At 59.0% G+C, this 17,609-nt stretch carries 17 protein-coding genes; 7 read left to right on the forward strand and 10 right to left on the reverse strand.

What is annotated here, in order from left to right; genetic code table 11:
• Positions 1-91 precede the first annotated feature (91 nt).
• The 3 genes from GQF00_RS07085 to GQF00_RS07095 all read right to left on the reverse strand — a co-directional run bounded on the left by GQF00_RS07085 (position 92) and on the right by GQF00_RS07095 (position 1,742).
• The gene (locus tag GQF00_RS07085) at positions 92-628 is read right to left on the reverse strand and encodes a hypothetical protein (RefSeq protein WP_161318473.1); all 537 of its coding nucleotides are present in this window, start codon (positions 626-628) and stop codon (positions 92-94) included.
• An 81-nt stretch (positions 629-709) separates the two neighbouring features.
• Complete coding sequence (locus GQF00_RS07090) at positions 710-970, reverse strand: hypothetical protein (RefSeq protein ID WP_161318474.1); 261 nt, start codon at positions 968-970, stop codon at positions 710-712.
• A gap of 394 nt (positions 971-1,364) precedes the next feature.
• Entirely contained in the window at positions 1,365-1,742 is a 378-nt protein-coding gene (locus GQF00_RS07095; protein WP_161318475.1) for a hypothetical protein, read from the reverse strand.
• A gap of 849 nt (positions 1,743-2,591) precedes the next feature.
• Here GQF00_RS07095 and ilvD point away from each other — a divergent pair.
• From ilvD to GQF00_RS07115, 4 genes are all read left to right on the forward strand, one after another.
• The gene (ilvD, locus tag GQF00_RS07100) at positions 2,592-4,439 is read left to right on the forward strand and encodes a dihydroxy-acid dehydratase (RefSeq protein ID WP_161318476.1); all 1,848 of its coding nucleotides are present in this window, start codon (positions 2,592-2,594) and stop codon (positions 4,437-4,439) included.
• Positions 4,440-4,639: 200 nt separating this feature from the next.
• Entirely contained in the window at positions 4,640-5,962 is a 1,323-nt protein-coding gene (locus GQF00_RS07105; protein ID WP_161318477.1) for a DsbA family protein, read from the forward strand.
• Between the two features lie 245 nt (positions 5,963-6,207).
• The gene (locus GQF00_RS07110; protein ID WP_161318478.1) at positions 6,208-6,594 is read left to right on the forward strand and encodes an MAPEG family protein; all 387 of its coding nucleotides are present in this window, start codon (positions 6,208-6,210) and stop codon (positions 6,592-6,594) included.
• A gap of 115 nt (positions 6,595-6,709) precedes the next feature.
• Positions 6,710-7,702: a 2Fe-2S iron-sulfur cluster-binding protein gene (locus GQF00_RS07115; RefSeq protein WP_161318479.1), complete on the forward strand. Its 993-nt coding sequence runs from the start codon at positions 6,710-6,712 to the stop codon at positions 7,700-7,702.
• Between the two features lie 255 nt (positions 7,703-7,957).
• On the opposite strand, the gene GQF00_RS07120 is transcribed toward GQF00_RS07115, so the two are convergent.
• The 7 genes from GQF00_RS07120 to GQF00_RS07150 form a co-directional block, all read right to left on the reverse strand.
• Positions 7,958-9,184: a heme biosynthesis HemY N-terminal domain-containing protein gene (locus GQF00_RS07120; RefSeq protein WP_161318480.1), complete on the reverse strand. Its 1,227-nt coding sequence runs from the start codon at positions 9,182-9,184 to the stop codon at positions 7,958-7,960.
• Complete coding sequence (locus GQF00_RS07125) at positions 9,181-10,146, reverse strand: uroporphyrinogen-III C-methyltransferase (RefSeq protein WP_161318481.1); 966 nt, start codon at positions 10,144-10,146, stop codon at positions 9,181-9,183. Before GQF00_RS07125 ends, GQF00_RS07120 begins: the two co-directional genes overlap by 4 nt.
• A 102-nt stretch (positions 10,147-10,248) precedes the next feature.
• Complete coding sequence (locus tag GQF00_RS07130; RefSeq protein ID WP_161318482.1) at positions 10,249-10,959, reverse strand: uroporphyrinogen-III synthase; 711 nt, start codon at positions 10,957-10,959, stop codon at positions 10,249-10,251.
• 2 nt (positions 10,960-10,961) lie between these two features.
• On the reverse strand, positions 10,962-11,894 hold the full coding sequence (hemC, locus tag GQF00_RS07135) for a hydroxymethylbilane synthase (RefSeq protein ID WP_161318483.1): 933 nt from the start codon (positions 11,892-11,894) through the stop codon (positions 10,962-10,964).
• Between the two features lie 303 nt (positions 11,895-12,197).
• Complete coding sequence (locus tag GQF00_RS07140; protein WP_161318484.1) at positions 12,198-12,509, reverse strand: TRL-like family protein; 312 nt, start codon at positions 12,507-12,509, stop codon at positions 12,198-12,200.
• A 108-nt stretch (positions 12,510-12,617) separates the two neighbouring features.
• Positions 12,618-13,358: a LytTR family DNA-binding domain-containing protein gene (locus GQF00_RS07145; protein WP_161318485.1), complete on the reverse strand. Its 741-nt coding sequence runs from the start codon at positions 13,356-13,358 to the stop codon at positions 12,618-12,620.
• 12 nt (positions 13,359-13,370) lie between these two features.
• Positions 13,371-14,411, reverse strand: a complete 1,041-nt coding sequence (locus GQF00_RS07150) for a sensor histidine kinase (protein ID WP_161318486.1) — start codon at positions 14,409-14,411, stop codon at positions 13,371-13,373.
• A 190-nt stretch (positions 14,412-14,601) separates the two neighbouring features.
• Between GQF00_RS07150 and argH the strand changes: the two genes are divergently transcribed.
• The 3 genes from argH (at position 14,602) to lysA (ending at position 17,496) form a co-directional block, all read left to right on the forward strand.
• Complete coding sequence (gene argH / locus GQF00_RS07155; RefSeq protein ID WP_161318487.1) at positions 14,602-16,005, forward strand: argininosuccinate lyase; 1,404 nt, start codon at positions 14,602-14,604, stop codon at positions 16,003-16,005.
• 88 nt (positions 16,006-16,093) lie between these two features.
• A complete protein-coding gene (locus GQF00_RS07160) occupies positions 16,094-16,252 on the forward strand; it encodes a lipoprotein (protein ID WP_161318488.1) in 159 nt (52 codons plus the stop codon).
• A gap of 2 nt (positions 16,253-16,254) precedes the next feature.
• Positions 16,255-17,496, forward strand: coding sequence for a diaminopimelate decarboxylase (gene lysA / locus GQF00_RS07165; RefSeq protein ID WP_161318489.1), 1,242 nt, complete (start codon positions 16,255-16,257; stop codon positions 17,494-17,496).
• Positions 17,497-17,609: the final 113 nt, after the last annotated feature.

Raw genomic sequence — 17,609 nt, forward strand, 5'->3', positions numbered from 1 at the left:
GCCCGGCTCACCGAGCAAATTTTTGATGGCGGCTTTTTTGCGCTTTCCGCAAAAAAGGTGACAGCGGAAATTTGTCCGGTGCAGCCGTTTGTTAGAGCATGCCTGCATTTCGTAATAATGTTGCCGCACCAATTGCCTTCCGAACGGCGGCTCCAATTTCTGAGTGCTTACGTCCATTGGATATTGAGCAAAGTGCCTTCAGCTCTTTTTCATTGCTGATTCTTGGGGCTGCCTCAATATTAATGGCTGAATTTACCGTTCTTACATAGACATAAATGCACTTTTTTTCAAATGCCTTACCTGTCTTAGCGCCAGAAGCTTTATAGGCGCTCCAGTCGTCAAGTTTTAACTTTGACAAGCCCTGATCATTTTTCATACGGAATGCCAATAATTTGTCGCAGAGAGCCAAGCCTAAAGCTTCGTCTGTAGCGTTTGCATCAAGAACAACCGGATCTCCAAACTCAGAAATTCCGGCAATCGAGCACACAATGAACTTGTCTTCGTTGTACAGGTATAGAGCCGCGCGCAGCTCGGTTCCGAGCCTCGCCTTAGCGTCAGTAATCTCCCGAGTGGATTGATCAGGCAATACCCTCATGCGTCTCTTTTTCCTAAATAAATTCTCCAACATTGTGCGCTCTAACGCCCGCAGCACGCGCGGCTTTGTAGTGGCGAAGCCGCAACGAAAAAGCCGTCGCCGTGCCTGCGCTTGTTAACTATGACTGGAAACCAACTTGGTACATTCATCGATAATTTCCGGAATACAGTTTTCTGCCGTGATGCCTATATTTTCATGGTCGTGTTGTTCGTGCGCAAGAAGACCAAATGCTGCCAGCTCAGTTGGCCAATCAAGATCACGGTTGATTTCTCCGAGCTTGGCACAACCAATGTTAGGGTCAATGTCACCCGCCAATATTTTTTTAGCAATTTTCAACGCATCAGCTAACATTTCGATTTTCTCAGTTTCGTCCATAGCTTGCTTTTACAGTTAACGCTGCGAGCAGCGGCGCGTGTTTTTGCGTCCGCTGCCTTGCCTGGTTAAGTGGCGATACACCCACCCTACCTAAGGGCACGATGTGAGCCTGCGAACCAGAGCTGAATTTTGGCACCCGCAAGAACTGAAGACTTGAAGATACCCCCAACCTGAAATGTGGCCGCCCACAACGAACGGGAACACCGAGCCACAACCTATTATTTTTCTAACGGCACCCAGTTGCTCGCTCATGGCACCGACTTGGAAGCTTACGCTGCCATAAAAAAGCAGAGCCATTTAACGCTCAGCTCACCGAGTAAATTTGCGATGGCGGCTTTTGTGCGCAATTATGCACAAAAGATGACAGCGAAAATTTATCCGGTGCAGCTGATTGTTATGTGACCCCTTGGCTTGATAAAACACTTCTAACTTGCTCTTCATTCTCAGCATATTCCTCTACAAGATAACCGATCAAATCCTCGACGCTTCTGCCTACCTCTCTGACCTCATCCAGACCATCAACGCAGTAAACAACGAAAACAGGCGTCGCCCCGTCAAAATAGAACCCTGTTATTGTGTGGTCTGACTCCCACAGAGGCGTTACGTCCAGGCCAGACGGATAAAAAGCTTCCGACTCAAGGTAATACTTTGGCTCATTGCATCTGAACTCCAGATCTTCGTGAACAAACTCACCTCGAGTAAGCTTCAATAACGCACTCGTCAAATTAAGCTTACTGATTTTAAGTTTTCTGTCGTGCTCAGAAGCCCTCATGGCACCCTGCCTTTACACATAACAGCGTATTCAGTCGAACGGTTCGACATATCTTTTTTCGACATAATTCTTAATGGACCAAAGGGCACATATCCGAAAAGCACTTTACTTTCAGCACCTTAACGAGCAAACGCGAGACTTTCTCGTCTGGCAAAACTCGAACGTGCGGCTTATTTCCGGGAATCAGGTGCACTTAACCGCTTCACATGACTTATTAAAATCACTTTATATCAACCGGTTAGCTTTTTCTGTAAGTCATATCCTACAAAGATTAGGACCCATCTGTTGAGCACGACCCGCGCCATCATTTAAATATCGTGCTTCGGAATAAATACGCCAACGACATCCACACAGCATCCTCCCCGTTAGAGTGAGTCGAGGAACGGAGCCCTGTGACGGCGCAGAGCAAAAAACCTGTCTGAGCGGAGCGAGTCTTTTTTGCGTCCGTCACAGGGCGAGTACCGGAGTGTGCCCGCGAAGCGGGTCGAACGGAGTCGGGGCAAGGGGGCGGAAGCGGGGGTTTGCAAAACATGTTTTGCCCGCTGGAGCGCCATTCCCATACCGGGGAATGGCCGGAATGCCAGAGGGGTGTCGCGTAGCACCCCTTTGGGCCCGTCCGGCGAGGACACTCACGGTTATCGGTTCGATGGCATCACAGGTTGGCAGCAAGCCATCCAGGCGGGGACCACCATCACCGCAGGTTCGCACCTCGAGAGGTGCTCCTACAGCAACCCAGACCTCCAATGAACCAGGCCCAGACCACGCGGCGCATGGCGCCTACAAGAACGCCCCCTCTGTGGGTTACAATGTCTCCCCTTATGCACAGTTACTGACCATTACGAGGTTCCCATGCCGCAGTATCGCTCCCGTACCACCACCCATGGCCGCAATATGGCCGGCGCCCGTGCCCTGTGGCGCGCCACGGGCATGAAGGACGGTGACTTCGGCAAGCCGATTATTGCCATCGCCAACTCTTTTACCCAGTTCGTGCCCGGTCACGTGCACCTGAAGGACATGGGGCAGCTGGTGGCCGGCGAGGTAGAGAAGGCCGGCGGGATCGCCAAGGAATTCAACACCATTGCGGTGGATGACGGCATCGCCATGGGCCACGACGGGATGCTCTACTCCCTGCCCAGCCGCGACATCATTGCCGATTCCGTGGAGTACATGGCCAACGCCCACTGCGCCGACGCGCTGGTGTGCATTTCCAACTGCGACAAGATCACCCCCGGCATGCTGATGGCCGCCATGCGCCTGAACATCCCGGTGATCTTCGTCTCCGGCGGCCCCATGGAAGCGGGCAAGACCAAGCTGGCCGAGGGCAAGCTGGATCTGGTGGACGCCATGGTGATGGCAGCGGATGACAGCGTGGACGACGAGACGCTCAACGAGGTGGAGCGCTCCGCGTGTCCCACCTGTGGATCCTGCTCCGGCATGTTCACCGCCAACTCCATGAACTGCCTGACCGAAGCCCTGGGCCTGTCCCTGCCGGGCAACGGTTCCCTGCTGGCCACCCACGCCGACCGCCGCGAGCTGTTCCTGGAAGCGGGCCGTCGCATCGTGGATATCACCCGACGCTATTACGAGCAGGACGAGGAAGCGTTGTTGCCGCGCAATATCGCCACCGTGCAGGCGTTCGAGAACGCCATGAGTCTGGACATCGCCATGGGCGGGTCCACCAACACCGTCCTGCACTTGCTGGCGGCGGCCCTGGAAGGGGAAGTGGACTTCACCATGGAAGACATCGACCGCCTGAGCCGCAAGGTGCCGTGCCTGTCCAAGGTGGCGCCGGCCACCCAGAAATACCACATGGAAGATGTGCACCGCGCCGGTGGCGTGATGGGCATCCTTGGGGAGCTGGACCGCGCCGGGCTGCTGCACCGCGACATCCCCATGGTGCATTCGGCCACCGTGGCGGAGGCACTGGAGCATTACGACATCATGCGCACCCAGGATGAGGGCGTGCGCAAGATGTTTACCGCTGGCCCTGCCGGCATCCCTACCCAGACCGCCTTCAGCCAGGACACCCGCTGGGAGAGCCTGGATGATGACCGCGAGAACGGCTGCATCCGCAACTACGAGCATGCCTACAGCAAGGACGGTGGCCTCGCCGTACTCTACGGCAATATCGCCGAGCGCGGCTGCATCGTGAAAACCGCGGGTGTCGACGACTCGATCCTTACCTTCACCGGCCGTGCGCGGGTGTTCGAATCCCAGGATTCTGCGGTGCGCGCCATCCTTGGCGATCAGATCGTGGCTGGTGACGTGGTGGTGATCCGCTATGAAGGCCCGAAAGGTGGCCCGGGCATGCAGGAAATGCTCTACCCCACCAGCTACCTGAAATCCAAGGGGCTGGGCAAGCAGTGTGCCCTGCTCACCGATGGCCGTTTCTCCGGCGGCACCTCTGGCCTGTCCATCGGCCATGCATCTCCGGAAGCTGCCGAGGGCGGCGCCATTGCCCTGGTGGAAGAAGGCGACACCATTGCCATCGATATCCCCAACCGCACCATCAACCTGGATATCACCAATGAGGAGCTGGCCCACCGCCGCACGCACATGGAAAACCGTGGCAAGCTGGCCTTCAAACCCAAGGAAATTCGTCCGCGCCGGGTTTCCACCGCGCTGAAGGCCTACGCGGCCCTGACCACCAGTGCCGACCGGGGTGCAGTTCGGGATCTCAGCCAGATCGGCGATTGATCTGCACGCCAGAAAAGGCGGCCTCAGGGCCGCCTTTTTTGTGCTCACAGTTACGGCCCGACCAACCCCGGAGGTTTCACGCGAACAGCAGACAACGCCACGCCCCCTGCTTTTAATTGTTTTCACGGATTCACAGCGAGGGCTTGCGTTATAGTCGAACGATCGACAACACCTCCCCTGCCGAAGGAGCAGCCAACCGCATGAGCCTCAAACACAAGCTGATGCCCCTGTTTGCCCGCCTGATCACCAGTGAGGGCCTGCAACAGTTCCGTCGCAGACTACTGGAGTGGCGTCGCGTGCTGCGCCGCCAACCCCACCAGGCCACGTTCTACTTCCGCATTGATGACCCTTACTCGGTGCTGATGGCCCAGGTGCTACCCCGGTTTGCCCGCCACTTCGGCATTCAGATCACCCCGAAAGTGGTGCTGTATCTGGACCAGCAGATGTACCCTGCCGCCGACATGCTCGCCGAGCTGGCTCCGCGGGATGCACGCCAACTGGCACAGCTGCACGACCTGAGTTTTCCGCAAGATTGGCAGCTGCCCCAGCGGGAAGTCAGCCTCGCAGCCACCCGCTGTCTGCTGCGTCACGAAAAGGATGAGCGCTTCTGGAGCCTGGCGGCAGCGCTGTCAGAGGCGCTGTGGCGCCATGACCATGACAGGCTGGAAGCCTTGCTCAGCGAACATGGACAGATGCCCGCCGACCGGGCTCAACTGGCCCTGGAGGCCCGTCGCGACCAGTTTCTCAACGATGGCCATTATCTCACCGGTACCCTGCTCTATCAGGGCGAATGGTACTGGAGCGTGGAGCGCCTGGATCATCTCGGTCGTCGGCTCAATGAGCTTGGTCTTGGCACACGGGACTGGCCGCTTCCCTATGGCCGCGCCAAACGGGCCTTGCTCACTCGCAGCGAAGCGTCCCTGAAAGGCAAGCCGCTGGTACTGTTCTTTTCATTCCGCAGCCCCTACTCCTACATCGCCCTGTCGCGCACCTACGCGCTGGCGGATCACTACGGGCTGGACCTGAAGATCCGCCCGGTGCTACCCATGGTGATGCGCGGCCTGAGCGTACCGAAGGAAAAACGTTTCTACATTCTCAAGGACGCCGCCCGTGAAGCCCGCCTGCACGATGTGCCCTTTGGCCGGGTGTGCGATCCGGTGGGTGCCGGGGTGGAACGCTGCATGGCCCTGTGGCCCTTTGCCGAAAAGGAAGGACGCTTGCGCGAATGGTTACGCGCTGCCGCCACCGGCATCTGGAGCCAGGGGATCAATGCCGCCAGCGATGGCGGTCTGAAATTCCTGGTGGAGAATGCCGGCCTCGACTGGAACCGGGCGCGGCGCTGGCTCGACGACGACAGCTGGCGCGACCGCGCCGAGGATAATCGCAGCGCTATGATGGCAGCGGGCAGCTGGGGCGTGCCCAGCTTTATGACGCAAGATGACATGGTATGGGGGCAGGATCGTTTTGCGATAATCGAGCGTAGCCTGCTAGCCTCGGTCTCACGAGAACGCGACGGCGGTTAAGATAGTCTGCCGAAGCGGGTTTGGTGGCCGCGGCGGCGGGGCAGAGTTGAAAGTTCAAGGTTTAAAAGCGCGGAAAGGGTTTATCGAAGTTTCAAATGCCCTGCCCACGCACCATACCCGTGAAGCGCGGAGCGTCAGAGCTGGAAATCGCAGGCTCTTTCTTCGCGTTTCAACATGAAACTTTGAACTGCTCCTGTCTCCACCTTCCTGCCCCCAAGAACATTTAAAAAACCAAGGAGAACCTCATGACCATTGCTTACTGGTGCGTGCTTGCCGCTATCTTTCTGCCCTACCTGTCCACCGGCATCGCCAAGTTTCAGGGCGGATTCGGCCCCAAACAGAACCACAATCCTCGCGAGTTTCTGGAAACCCTTGAGGGAAGCCGCAAGCGCGCGCACTGGGCCCAGCAAAACGGTTTTGAGGTCACACCGGCCTTTGCAGCCGCAGTGATCATTGCTCATATGGCGGCCACGGCGCCGCAGGGCACTATCGACGGCATCGCACTGGCCTTCGTCCTCAGCCGGGTCATGTTCACCGTCTGCTATGTGGCCGACTGGGCCAGCGCACGCACCCTGGTCTGGGCCTTCGGCATGGGCTGTATCGTAGCCCTGTTTGTGGGTGTGGGCGGTTAAACGCAGTTTCGAGTTGCAAGCGGCGAGTTTCGAAAAGCAGACCCCGGAGAACCCTCTGTATTTTTTGCTTTTCGCTACTCGCGTTTCGTAACTCGCAACGCATACCTACCTGCTGATGACCACATTCACCATCACCGTCAACGGCAAGGACACCTTCCCCTGCCGTGCAGAGCAGAAGATTATTGAAGCCGGCCAGCAGGCCGGCTTCAGCTTTCCCACGGCCTGCCGAAATGGCAACTGCCTGCGCTGCGAAGGCGGATTGACCTCTGGTCACGTTCTGCAAAAAAACCACACCATTCATGCGGGCGATGCCGGCAGCACTCAGGTGCTATACTGCGTTGCCTATCCCTTGAGCGATTGCGAGATTAGCGTGACAGATGTGACGGCCCCCGGCGAACTGCCGGTGCATACCCTCAATTGCCAGATCGTCCGGATTGAGTCTCTCAATCACGATGTTAGCCGTGCCTGGTTACAGCTGCCCGCTGGCAAGCGTATCCACTGGCATGCGGGGCAGTACCTGATGCTGAACCTGCATGGCGAGTGCTATCCATTCTCCATCGCCAATGCCTGCCAGGGGCGCCAGATCGAGCTGCACATCCGCCACGGCGACGACAACAGCGCCGCCCAGGACATCATGGCCAGCCTGAACAGCGACAGCACGGTCAGCGTCACCCTGCCCGCCGGCATTCGTTTTATTGATCAGGCGCCTGACCAGCCGGTGTGGTTCATCTGTGGCTCCACCGGTTTTGCACCGGTAAAGGCCATGATCGAACGACTGGTGGCGCTGGATTTCCAGCAACCCGTACGGCTGTTCTGGGGAGCCCGGACAACCCAGGATCTTTACCTGCCTGATCTGCCGGGGCAATGGACGGAAGAGCTGAAGGACTTCGAAGGCACTACCGCCCTGTCCGACATGCAGCACCCGGATCACCAACAAGGCCTGGTGCACGAAGCCGCCCTCGCCGCCCTCAGCGAACCGCATCTGCCCCTGTTCTTCCTCGGTGGGTCCCCGCCCATGGCATGGGCCGTGTTTGATGCGCTGGTGGAAGAAGGCGTCCCCGCTAACAACATTCACTGCGACGTGTTCGATTACGCACCCCGGGATTGACCCCCCTTTTTTCTGTAGGAGTTCCTCTCGAGGGACGAACCGCGCGAAGCGTCAAATCCAGGGCATTACGGGAGACAAGTTGTGAAAACCCTTCAACCGTGGTGTTTCTTGCTTTTCGAAACTTGCTCCTCGTAACTCGCATTTTTCGCCTGGAGGCAGGCTCCTGCGGCAACACCGGACGATGCACCAAAACAAAAAAGCCGCACCCTTGGGCGCGGCTTTTTTTCTCGTGTTACATGAAGCGTGATGCGTCTCTTAAAGCGCCTTGTCCGGCAACGGCAACGCCGGCAACTCACCCTGCAGGTTTTCCAGACGCTTTTCAAAAGTCTTCATGGCCTTGGTGGAATCGCCCAGGGCCTGATAAAGCCGGGAAAGTTCAGCCAGGGCAGTAGCACTCTGGCTGGAATTGGCGGCCGCTTCGAAGAAGCCCTGCGCCTTGCCCCACAACCGTGCTTTCAGTGCCACACGCCCTGCGGTAATCAGTACCGCCGCATTGCCCGGACGCTGTTCCAGCCAGCGTTCCAGCACCTGCAAAAGATCATCCGGAGAGACATCATCAATCGCTTCCAGCACCGGCGGTAAACGATCATCCCACTGCATCTCCAGCTGTTCGCGAACCAGATTAAGGGCGCCCTTGCCTCCTCCCAACTGGGCGAGAAAGCCGGTATAACGCGCAACCATGGCCGGGTCATTCTTGAGCTGAACCGGCACATCCTTCCAGAGCTTGCGCAGCTCCTCGCGGCGGCTGTCCGCATCATTGAAGCCTGGCTTGCGCGCAGTCTCCTGCAGCAGTGCCAGCCAGGCACGGCGCTCCCGGCGGGACTCTCCGTCACCGAAGGCACGCTTGAGACGCGGCATCAGTTTGCACAGGGCCGTCCAGTCCTTCTGGCTTTCCAGCACCTGCGCATAGGTACGCAGAATGCGCTTGTTACGCGGTGCCATGTCCGCCAGCACCTTCAATTCCTGGCGCGCCTGGTCCGGGTAGCCATCGTCGAGGGCAAAACGGGCTTTCATCAGCCCCGCCACCAGACGGCCACGTTGATCACTGCCGGCCTTTTCCAGATAGCGCTGAGAGGCATCAATATTGTCCTGCTCCTGGGCCGCTTCAGCGGCCAGCAGCCAGGCGAGCAGAGGCCAATCGCCGTCTTCACCCGCCGCCACCAGCAGGCGCTCGGATTTTTCCAGTTCGCCATCCACCAGCTGCAGAAAACCACTGCGAAGACGACGTGAGGCTACCGATTTTTTCCAGCGGCTGGTCGCACGAACCGGTTCCAGTGCATTCCATGCGGCGTTACCCAGCAGGGTTAATACCACCAGCGCCACGGCCGAAGCGATCAGCATCAACACCACAAAACCCAGCGTGGCATCCATGGAGAAATCATCCCGGATCACCAGCACATAGCCTGAGTCCGCCGCCATCCAGCGCCCCATCACCAAAGCGGCGACCAGCGCGGCAACGACCAGCAGAACTATTTTCTTCATGCGTCACCTTCCTTGCGCTTGAGGGCTTCGATGGCAGCCAGCCCGGCGCCAATCTCGGGCAGCACATAGGCCACCTGACGTCCGCCCATTTCCGCAATCACATCACGCATGTGAGAGGCACGAGGATCGTCGTTGCGGAACCACTGCTTGAGGGTCAACTCGGCATTGGCAAGAGCCTGCTGATACGCTTGCCCACGGCCCTGCATCAGGGCCAGTTGGGCCTGCTGCAGACTGCCATCCAGAGTCAGGCGGACCAATGAAGCCTGCTCGGCGGACAACGGTAAGGGCACTTGCCCTTCGTGATGGCGTATGTTCACCGGCATCCGATCCAGCAAGTCTTGCCACCAGGGCTGACTGATGTCCGGCAAATCCCGTTCCGGCGGCGCCTCTTCCGTCGGTACCGCCAACTCGGCAACGGTCTGGCGCAGCGCCCCCAGTTGCAGGACCATGCCCTGCACATCCACCTTGCCGGCGCGACTCAGCTTATCCATGTCCACGGCCAGGGCCTGACGGGCAGGCAATACGGAAGGATCATCAAGACGTGCGAGCACGTTGTCGGCCGCCTCCAGCAAGCGGCGAGCCGCCATGGCATCCTGGGTAAGTAGCAGACGCTGACTGGCCAGACTCGCCAAGGCACGCGCTTCGTTGATAAGCCAGAGTTTCTGGCCACCGGTCTTCATGTCGGTGAGGATCGCCTGATCCTTGATTCTCTGGGCAGCCTGTTCCGATTGTTTTTTCTCAAACGCAGCCAGGGCGCCTTGCACTTCGCTACGCTGGGTAGCCATCTCGGCCTTTAGCGTTTCCATCCGGCCGACCACATCCGCCTTGTCGGCCTCCAGACGCTGATACTCCTGCCAGCCCCACCACGCGCCGGCTGCGATCGCTGCGACAAGAATCAGAATAACGAGCACCAGCCAACGGGCCGCTCCGGTCTGGCGGGAAAAAAGACGGTCCTGCGTCATGACAGCTCCATATTCTGTTTTCTGATTATCGGTAAGGGCGACACTTCAAAAACCTTAATGGGGGCAAGGCCTTGTGTCCATTAAACAATGTAATGTGTTGCGTCAGGTCTGTTCAGGCACTACCGGCAGGGCAGACTGCATATCTTCATCATGGGCGCTGGCCGCCACCCGGATCTCGCCACCAAATTGCCCGGCAACAGCCTCGGCCACGCGCTCCCCCGCGGCCACAATGCCACACCCTGCGGGCACATAATCTGAGAGCGCACGCCAGCTGTCCACACTGGTGACCATGATCCAGTCACACCCCGCAGGCACCTGAAAATGCGGATTGGGCAAGCGTCGATAGAACGGCAGCGCTGTCACCTCGGCACCGCGATCGGTCAGCGTGTTCGCGAGCAATTCCCGACCACTGTCACCACGACAGATAAGCACTTTTTTCTCGGTCAGATCCTGCAGGCTGGGCAAGGCAAGCACCGCCTCGCTATTGAATCCCTGCTCGGGCCGTTCCCCCTGAAGGTGCCAGGCCTCCAGCTCTGCCGCCGTGGCCCGGCCCACGGCCAGCCAGTGCACGCCTACCGGCCACTGGGGCCACAGGTCTGCCATGGCGGTCAGCGCCAGCCGCGCCGCATTGGCGCTGGCAAAAAACACCGCATGGAACAGATCCAGATCCATCAACACCCGGCGAGTGTCACCGTCCACCGGAAGCGGCTCAATCACCAGAGCGGGAGAATGTGCCGCCTGATAACCCGCTTTCTGCAAGGCATCCATCAATGCCTGCTGCTGACCTGCCGGGCGGGTGACCAGAATCTGCATGATTAGTGACGGTCGTACAGGGCCTTGAGGATCGCATCGGCCCCCTGCCCCAGCAGCTCTTCAGCCAGACGGACGCCCAGCTTTGCGCCCTCACTCCGGTGGGCACGGCCTTCGGCATGCAGCACCCGGCTGCCGTCTTCCTCAGCCACCAACGCGCGCATCCACAGTTCATTCCCTTCCAGCAGGGCAAACCCGGCGATCGGCACCTGACAGCCCCCTTCCAGGCGACGATTCATGGCACGCTCGGCGACCACCCGGTCCCAGGTGTCCGCATCGCTGAGCGGGCTCAGCAGTTCGATGGTGCGATCGTCCCCTTCACGACATTCAATGCCCACAGCACCCTGGCCCACGGCAGGCAGGGATTCTTCCGGGGGCATCTCGTAACGGATGCGCTCATGCATCTCCAGACGCTTGAGACCCGCGGCCGCCAGGATAATGGCATCGAACTCACCGGCATCAAGCTTGCCCAGACGGGTCTGTACATTGCCACGCAGGCTTTTCACCACCAGGTCGGGCCGGTTGGCCTTCACCTGTGCCTGACGACGCAGGCTGGAGGTGCCCACGCAGGCGCCCTGGGGCAGCGCGGACAAACTTTCGAAGGTGTTGGACACAAAGGCATCGCGGGGGTCTTCCCGCTCACAAATCACCGGCAGCACAAAGCCTGCCGGCAGCTCCATGGGCACATCCTTCATGGAATGCACGGCGATGTCCGCACGGCCATCCATCATCGCCTCTTCCAGCTCCTTAACAAACAGCCCCTTGCCACCGATCTTGGCCAGCGGGGTATCGAGGATCTTGTCCCCCTGCGTCTTGATCCGCACCAGTTCCACACTCAACCCGTCATGCAGACTTTCCAGACGCTGCTGCACATACTCGGCCTGCCAGATGGCCAGCGGGCTGGAACGGGTGGCGATACGCAAGATTTCGCGGGACATGGGGGATCCTGTTGTTCAAATGAAAAGCTAGTTTACAGGAAAAGCAGCGGCAAGCTTCAAGCTGCAAGCTACAACGCGCCGTAAAGGATGGTGTTTGCTTCACGTTTTGGGCCGCGTCCCTACACGCCGAGCAAGCCGGAGAGGCTGAATAAAAAGCCACAAGACCACTCACCCGGATCGAGACCTACTCTTTTTAAACGACCGGGGCCGCGCCCAGATTCTGGACGCGGCCCCGGTGTTGCAGCCCGCACAAGCCTCAATGCCGCGTTGTAGCTTGAAGCTTGAAGCTCGTAGCTGTCTTTATCAGTTGCCGTACACCACCACTGTATATTCCGCCAGCACCCCGAAGAAGTTCTGCGCTTCGTAATCCACATGATGGATTTCGGTGATGCCACCGTTGCGGGCGGCGGTCTGGATGGTGGCATCGCCGGAGGCGATCAGGCCAAGGATGGAACGGGTGGAAGCACGGCCCACGCGGGTCGGTTTCTCAGTGGAGGCAGTTGCCGTCAGCGGCGCCTTCACATTGGCATACAGCAGACCGGATACCGGCATGGTGGCAGTGGCACAGCCACTGAGCAGCACGGCACTGGCGAGCAGCATAAGTAATTTTTTCATGGCGTTTTTCCTGTTGTTGTTATTTGAGGCAATTCTTTGGGCAACCCCCAGCAGAGCCCAAGGCTAGCATGACCGGGCAAGCCTGTTAATTACCCGATCTGTCACCCTCTAAAGACTCTGCAGCACCTTGCGCAGGCCAGCCACATGGCGGCGGCTAACCGTGAGACGCTCATCAATACCACGTAGCCGCACCTGATGATGACCGGCCGTCGCCAGTTCCATCCCCTCGATATACCGCAGCGCTACCAGCGCATTGCGGTGAATCCGCACAAATTGCTCGCCAAATTCCGTTTCCAGGTCCTTGAGGGTTTCGTCAATCAGCACTTCACCCTCACTGAAACAAACGGTGACGTACTTCTGGTCGGCCAGGAAATAGCGCACGTCATCCACCGGCACCAGCTCCAGCCCCCGATGGGTGCGGGCACTGATATGACCCCGGCGACGGGGTTTGTCCTCGCTGACTTCCCGGCCCAGCTCTGCCAGCTGCACCCGGTTCAGGGTCCGCGCCTTGGACAGGGCCATCTCCAGGTCACTGAGACTGACCGGCTTGAGCAGGTAGTCCACCGCATGAACCTTGAAGGCCTGCAGGGCGTGCTCATCATAGGCGGTACAGAAGATCAGCGCCGGCGGATTGTCGATCTTGCTGAGATGCTCGGCCGACTCCATGCCATCCATTTCCGGCATGCGAATATCCATCAGGACCACGTCCGGGCGATGCTCCTGGGCCTGCTCAATGGCTTCACGTCCATTGGCCGCTTCGGCAACCACTTCCACGTTGTCGGCTTTCTCGACCAAACGCTTCAGTCGATCCCGGGCCAGCTGTTCATCATCACACACTAGTACCCGCATAATTTTCGTCCCTTATCGTTGCAGCGGATATCGAATCTCGATCTCATATTCTTTTTCTTGTGGTGTGGCTTCCACCACCACTTGATCACCATACAGGGCTTCCAGACGATGGCGAATATTCTCCAGCGCCATGCGGTTACCCTTGTGATGACCATCGCCGGAAGGCTTGGGATTGCTTACCGACAACACCAGCATTCCGTCCGCTTCCACGGCACGGATGGTCACCAGACCTCCCGCAGCCAATGGTTGAATACCATGATAAATGGCATTTTCGAGCAAGGGTTGCAAGGTTAACAGTGGAATTGACACCCCTGCGGCATCCACCTGAATGTCCCACCCTACCTGAAGACGGTCGCCCATGCGGAGCTGTTCGATGTGGATATAGCGTCGGCACAACTCCAGCTCATCTTCCAGCGACGCCGCTGTCCCAGTGCTTTTCAGGCTGGCACGGAACAATACAGAGAGATCTTCCACCACCTGCTCAGCGGCATCTGGATCCACCGCGATCAGGCTGGAAATGATATTCATGGAATTGAACAGGAAATGGGGGCGAATCCGCGACTGCAGGGCCTGGATCCGTGACTGCAGCTCCGCTTGCCCTTTTTGCCGCAATTGCTCCTGGACATAGAAATAGCGCATCACCAGCCCGGTGATGATGGCCGCAATCAAGCCGTTGACCAGGGTTTCCCCATTGAACAGCGGCACCGCTGACAGGATACCTTCCACCCAACCCATCACAGCGTTGGCGATGACACTGAAAACCAGCGTATCCACCACCACCAGCAACACCACCGCAACGGCGGCCAAATCCGGAGAAAGACGATTGAGGCGGGGGCGAAGCTGGCACACCAGGGCTGCCGAGGTCAGGCCTACCCACTGCACAAACAAGGAAGTGCTCGCCAGTCTGGCCAGGCTGAAATCATCGTAATAGGTGGCAACCAGCGTCACCACCAACGCCAGCAGTTCCCCCACCACCACCACCACCAGCACCGCACGGGCGCTGCACAAATCCGGCAGAAAGCTTGAGGAGGGCTGCTCTTCCGTGGCCGCCATTCCTGCTCCTTGTCAGTAGAAATTATGAGTCTTCAAACACTTATACCTGAACATCGCTTCAGCCCCAAGGGATTGTTTTCAGGCGCCACCGCATCATCACGGGAGCATCTGCCTGCACTCAGTTATTCAGGGAGCCCCCTGTCCCTGCTATACTGCGCGCCCGCAATTCCGGCTTTAGATGAGCAAGACGATGACTGACAAGCAGCAGAACAAACTCTGGGGCGGCCGCTTCAGCGAATCCACCGACCAGTTCGTGCAGGAATTCACCGCCAGCGTGAATTTCGACCAGCGCATGTATCGTCAGGACATCTTTGGCTCCCAGGCCCACGCCACCATGTTGGCGGAAGTGGGTGTGCTCACCGAGGAAGAACGCGACGCCATCATCAATGGCCTGGCGGAAATCCAGAAGGAGATCGAAGCCGGCGAATTCCAGTGGTCCGTGGCCCTGGAAGACGTGCACATGAACATCGAGGCGCGCCTCACTGACAAGATTGGCATCACCGGCAAGAAGCTGCACACCGGCCGCAGCCGTAACGACCAGGTGGCCACGGATATTCGCCTCTGGCTACGTGACGAAATGCTGATCATGGAAGAGCAGTACCTGTACCTGATGCAGGGTCTGCTGAACCTGGCCGAACGCGAAGCCGCCACCATCATGCCCGGCTTTACCCATCTTCAGACGGCTCAGCCGGTGACCTTTGGCCACCATCTGCTGGCCTGGTTCGAGATGCTCAAGCGTGACCGCGAGCGCCTGCTCGACTGCAAGAAGCGGGTCAACCGCATGCCGCTGGGCGCCGCCGCGCTTGCCGGCACCACCTATCCGATCAACCGCCAGCGCACTGCCGAGCTGCTCGGTTTTGACGGCGTCTGCGAGAACTCCCTGGATGCAGTCAGCGATCGCGACTTTGCCATTGAATTTTGTGCCCTGGCTGCGCTGACCATGACCCACCTGTCACGGATCAGTGAAGAACTGGTGCTGTGGACCAGCGCCCAGTTCAACTTTATCAACCTGCCCGATCGTTTCTGCACCGGCAGCTCCATCATGCCGCAGAAGAAAAACCCGGACGTCCCTGAGCTGGTGCGCGGCAAGACCGGCCGCGTCAACGGCCACCTGATCAGCCTGCTGACCCTGATGAAGTCGCAACCGCTGGCCTACAACAAGGACAACCAGGAAGACAAAGAACCGCTGTACGATGCTGTGGACACCATCAAGGGCAGTCTGCGTGCCTTTGGTGACATGATCCCGGCGCTGGAACCCAACCGTGAGGTCATGCGCGAAGCGGCCCGTCGCGGCTTTGCCACCGCCACCGATCTGGCCGATTACCTGGTACGCAAGGGTATCGCCTTCCGAGATTCCCACGAGATCGTCGGCAAGGCCGTGGCCTACGGCGTGGAGAAGAAGAAAGACCTGGGTGACATGTCCCTGTCCGAACTCAAGCAGTTCAGCGACCAGATCGAGGACGATGTATTCGAAGTGCTGACACTGGAAGGCTCCGTGAGTGCCCGTAACCACATCGGTGGCACTGCCCCGGATCAGGTGCGTGCCGCCGTTGCCCGCGCCCGCGAAGCACTGGACAATACCGGTAACGCCTGAGTGCATGCCCGCCTTGATGGCGGGCATCTGATATTCCCGGCGGAGATGGTTGCGGCCATTTCCGCCCTACCTTATTCGGAGCCGGATAATGCGTGTTTCCGCCCTGTTCCTGCTTGCCCTGCTGGCCGGTTGTGGCCAGAAAGGCCCACTGTATTTTGCGCCCGATGAGCCTGTGCAGCCGGCCGCCGAACAGCCCGCTCAAGCCCCCGCTGACGATGCTCAGCAAGATGACGACCAACAGGACTGATCATGGACCCCTTTCAGTACCGCGACGGTGAATTGTTTGCCGAAGAGCTGCCCGTAGAACAACTGGCGGATCGCTTTGGCACGCCCCTTTACCTCTATTCTCGGGCCGCCCTGGAGCGTCATTATCAGGCTTTCGATGAAGCCTTCGGCGACCACCCGCACCAGGTCTGCTATGCGGTGAAAGCCAACTCCAACCTGGCGGTGCTGAATGTTCTCGCCCGCCAGGGCGCCGGCTTCGACATCGTTTCCGGCGGCGAACTGGAGCGGGTACTGCGTGCCGGCGGCGAACCGGACAAGATCGTTTTCTCCGGCGTTGGCAAAACCGCCGCGGAAATGGCTGCCGCCCTCAAGGTCGGCATTCACTGCTTCAATGTGGAATCCGCCGCCGAACTGGAACTGCTCAATCTGGTGGCTGGCGAGCTGGACATGGAAGCGCCCATTTCCATCCGTGTAAACCCGGACGTGGATGCCCAGACCCACCCGTACATTTCCACCGGCCTGAAAGACAACAAGTTCGGAGTGGACATCAACAAGGCCCCGGCCCTGTACCAGCGCGCCCACGAGATGCCGCACATCCGCATTCTCGGCATCGACTGTCACATCGGCAGCCAGCTCACCAGTCTCGACCCGTTCGAAGACGCCCTGGAGCGGGTGCTGAAGCTGCTGGAACAACTGCAGAAACTGGGTATCGAGATTCACCATCTGGATCTCGGTGGCGGCCTTGGCGTGACCTACGATGACGAGACTCCGCCAGATCGTGCAGCCTATGTGCAGGCCCTGCTCAAGCACATCCCCGGGGATCTGCCGGTACACATTGAACCAGGCCGATCCATTGCCGCCAACGCCGGCCTGTTCATCACCAAGGTGCTGTTCCTCAAGCCCACCGAACACAAGAATTTCGCCATTGTCGACGGCGCCATGAACGACCTGATTCGTCCCAGCCTGTACTCCGCCTGGCAGAACATCGTGCCGGTAAAACCCCACGATGCAGACTGCCGCACCTGGGACATCGTTGGCCCGGTATGTGAAACCGGCGACTTCCTGGGCAAGGACCGCGCCCTGTCCCTGGAAACCGGCGACCTGCTCGCCGTGCGCAGTGCCGGGGCCTACGGCTTCGCCATGGCCAGCAACTACAACAGCCGCAACCGCCCCGCCGAAATCATGGTGGATGGCGACCAGGCCTTTGTGGTGCGCCAGCGAGAAACCTTTGAGGAGCAGCTCAAGCTGGAGTCACTTCTTCCGTAAAGAGACGCAACATGCTGGACGCTCACGCAACAACGCGGAAACGGTTGGGCGCTGACAGCAACGCAAGAGGCCGCGCCCGGATGCCGGGTGCGGCCTCTTTGTATGGGGACAGG

Source organism: Alcanivorax sp. DP30, assembly GCF_009882945.1.
In the GTDB taxonomy this organism is placed as follows: domain Bacteria; phylum Pseudomonadota; class Gammaproteobacteria; order Pseudomonadales; family Alcanivoracaceae; genus Alcanivorax.

Bases quoted from the DNA above. Each gene is read 5' to 3' on its own strand.
- GQF00_RS07160 (WP_161318488.1), top strand. From the start codon at position 16,094: ATGCGTGTTTCCGCCCTGTTCCTGCTTGCCCTGCTGGCCGGTTGTGGC.
- GQF00_RS07115 (WP_161318479.1), top strand. From the start codon at position 6,710: ATGACCACATTCACCATCACCGTCAACGGCAAGGACACCTTCCCCTGC.
- GQF00_RS07125 (WP_161318481.1), bottom strand. From the start codon at position 10,146: ATGACGCAGGACCGTCTTTTTTCCCGCCAGACCGGAGCGGCCCGTTGG.
- GQF00_RS07145 (WP_161318485.1), bottom strand. From the start codon at position 13,358: ATGCGGGTACTAGTGTGTGATGATGAACAGCTGGCCCGGGATCGACTG.
- GQF00_RS07150 (WP_161318486.1), bottom strand. From the start codon at position 14,411: ATGGCGGCCACGGAAGAGCAGCCCTCCTCAAGCTTTCTGCCGGATTTG.
- GQF00_RS07120 (WP_161318480.1), bottom strand. From the start codon at position 9,184: ATGAAGAAAATAGTTCTGCTGGTCGTTGCCGCGCTGGTCGCCGCTTTG.
- GQF00_RS07140 (WP_161318484.1), bottom strand. From the start codon at position 12,509: ATGAAAAAATTACTTATGCTGCTCGCCAGTGCCGTGCTGCTCAGTGGC.
- argH (WP_161318487.1), top strand. From the start codon at position 14,602: ATGACTGACAAGCAGCAGAACAAACTCTGGGGCGGCCGCTTCAGCGAA.
- hemC (WP_161318483.1), bottom strand. From the start codon at position 11,894: ATGTCCCGCGAAATCTTGCGTATCGCCACCCGTTCCAGCCCGCTGGCC.
- GQF00_RS07105 (WP_161318477.1), top strand. From the start codon at position 4,640: ATGAGCCTCAAACACAAGCTGATGCCCCTGTTTGCCCGCCTGATCACC.
- GQF00_RS07090 (WP_161318474.1), bottom strand. From the start codon at position 970: ATGGACGAAACTGAGAAAATCGAAATGTTAGCTGATGCGTTGAAAATT.
- GQF00_RS07110 (WP_161318478.1), top strand. From the start codon at position 6,208: ATGACCATTGCTTACTGGTGCGTGCTTGCCGCTATCTTTCTGCCCTAC.
- GQF00_RS07130 (WP_161318482.1), bottom strand. From the start codon at position 10,959: ATGCAGATTCTGGTCACCCGCCCGGCAGGTCAGCAGCAGGCATTGATG.
- ilvD (WP_161318476.1), top strand. From the start codon at position 2,592: ATGCCGCAGTATCGCTCCCGTACCACCACCCATGGCCGCAATATGGCC.
- GQF00_RS07095 (WP_161318475.1), bottom strand. From the start codon at position 1,742: ATGAGGGCTTCTGAGCACGACAGAAAACTTAAAATCAGTAAGCTTAAT.
- GQF00_RS07085 (WP_161318473.1), bottom strand. From the start codon at position 628: ATGTTGGAGAATTTATTTAGGAAAAAGAGACGCATGAGGGTATTGCCT.
- lysA (WP_161318489.1), top strand. From the start codon at position 16,255: ATGGACCCCTTTCAGTACCGCGACGGTGAATTGTTTGCCGAAGAGCTG.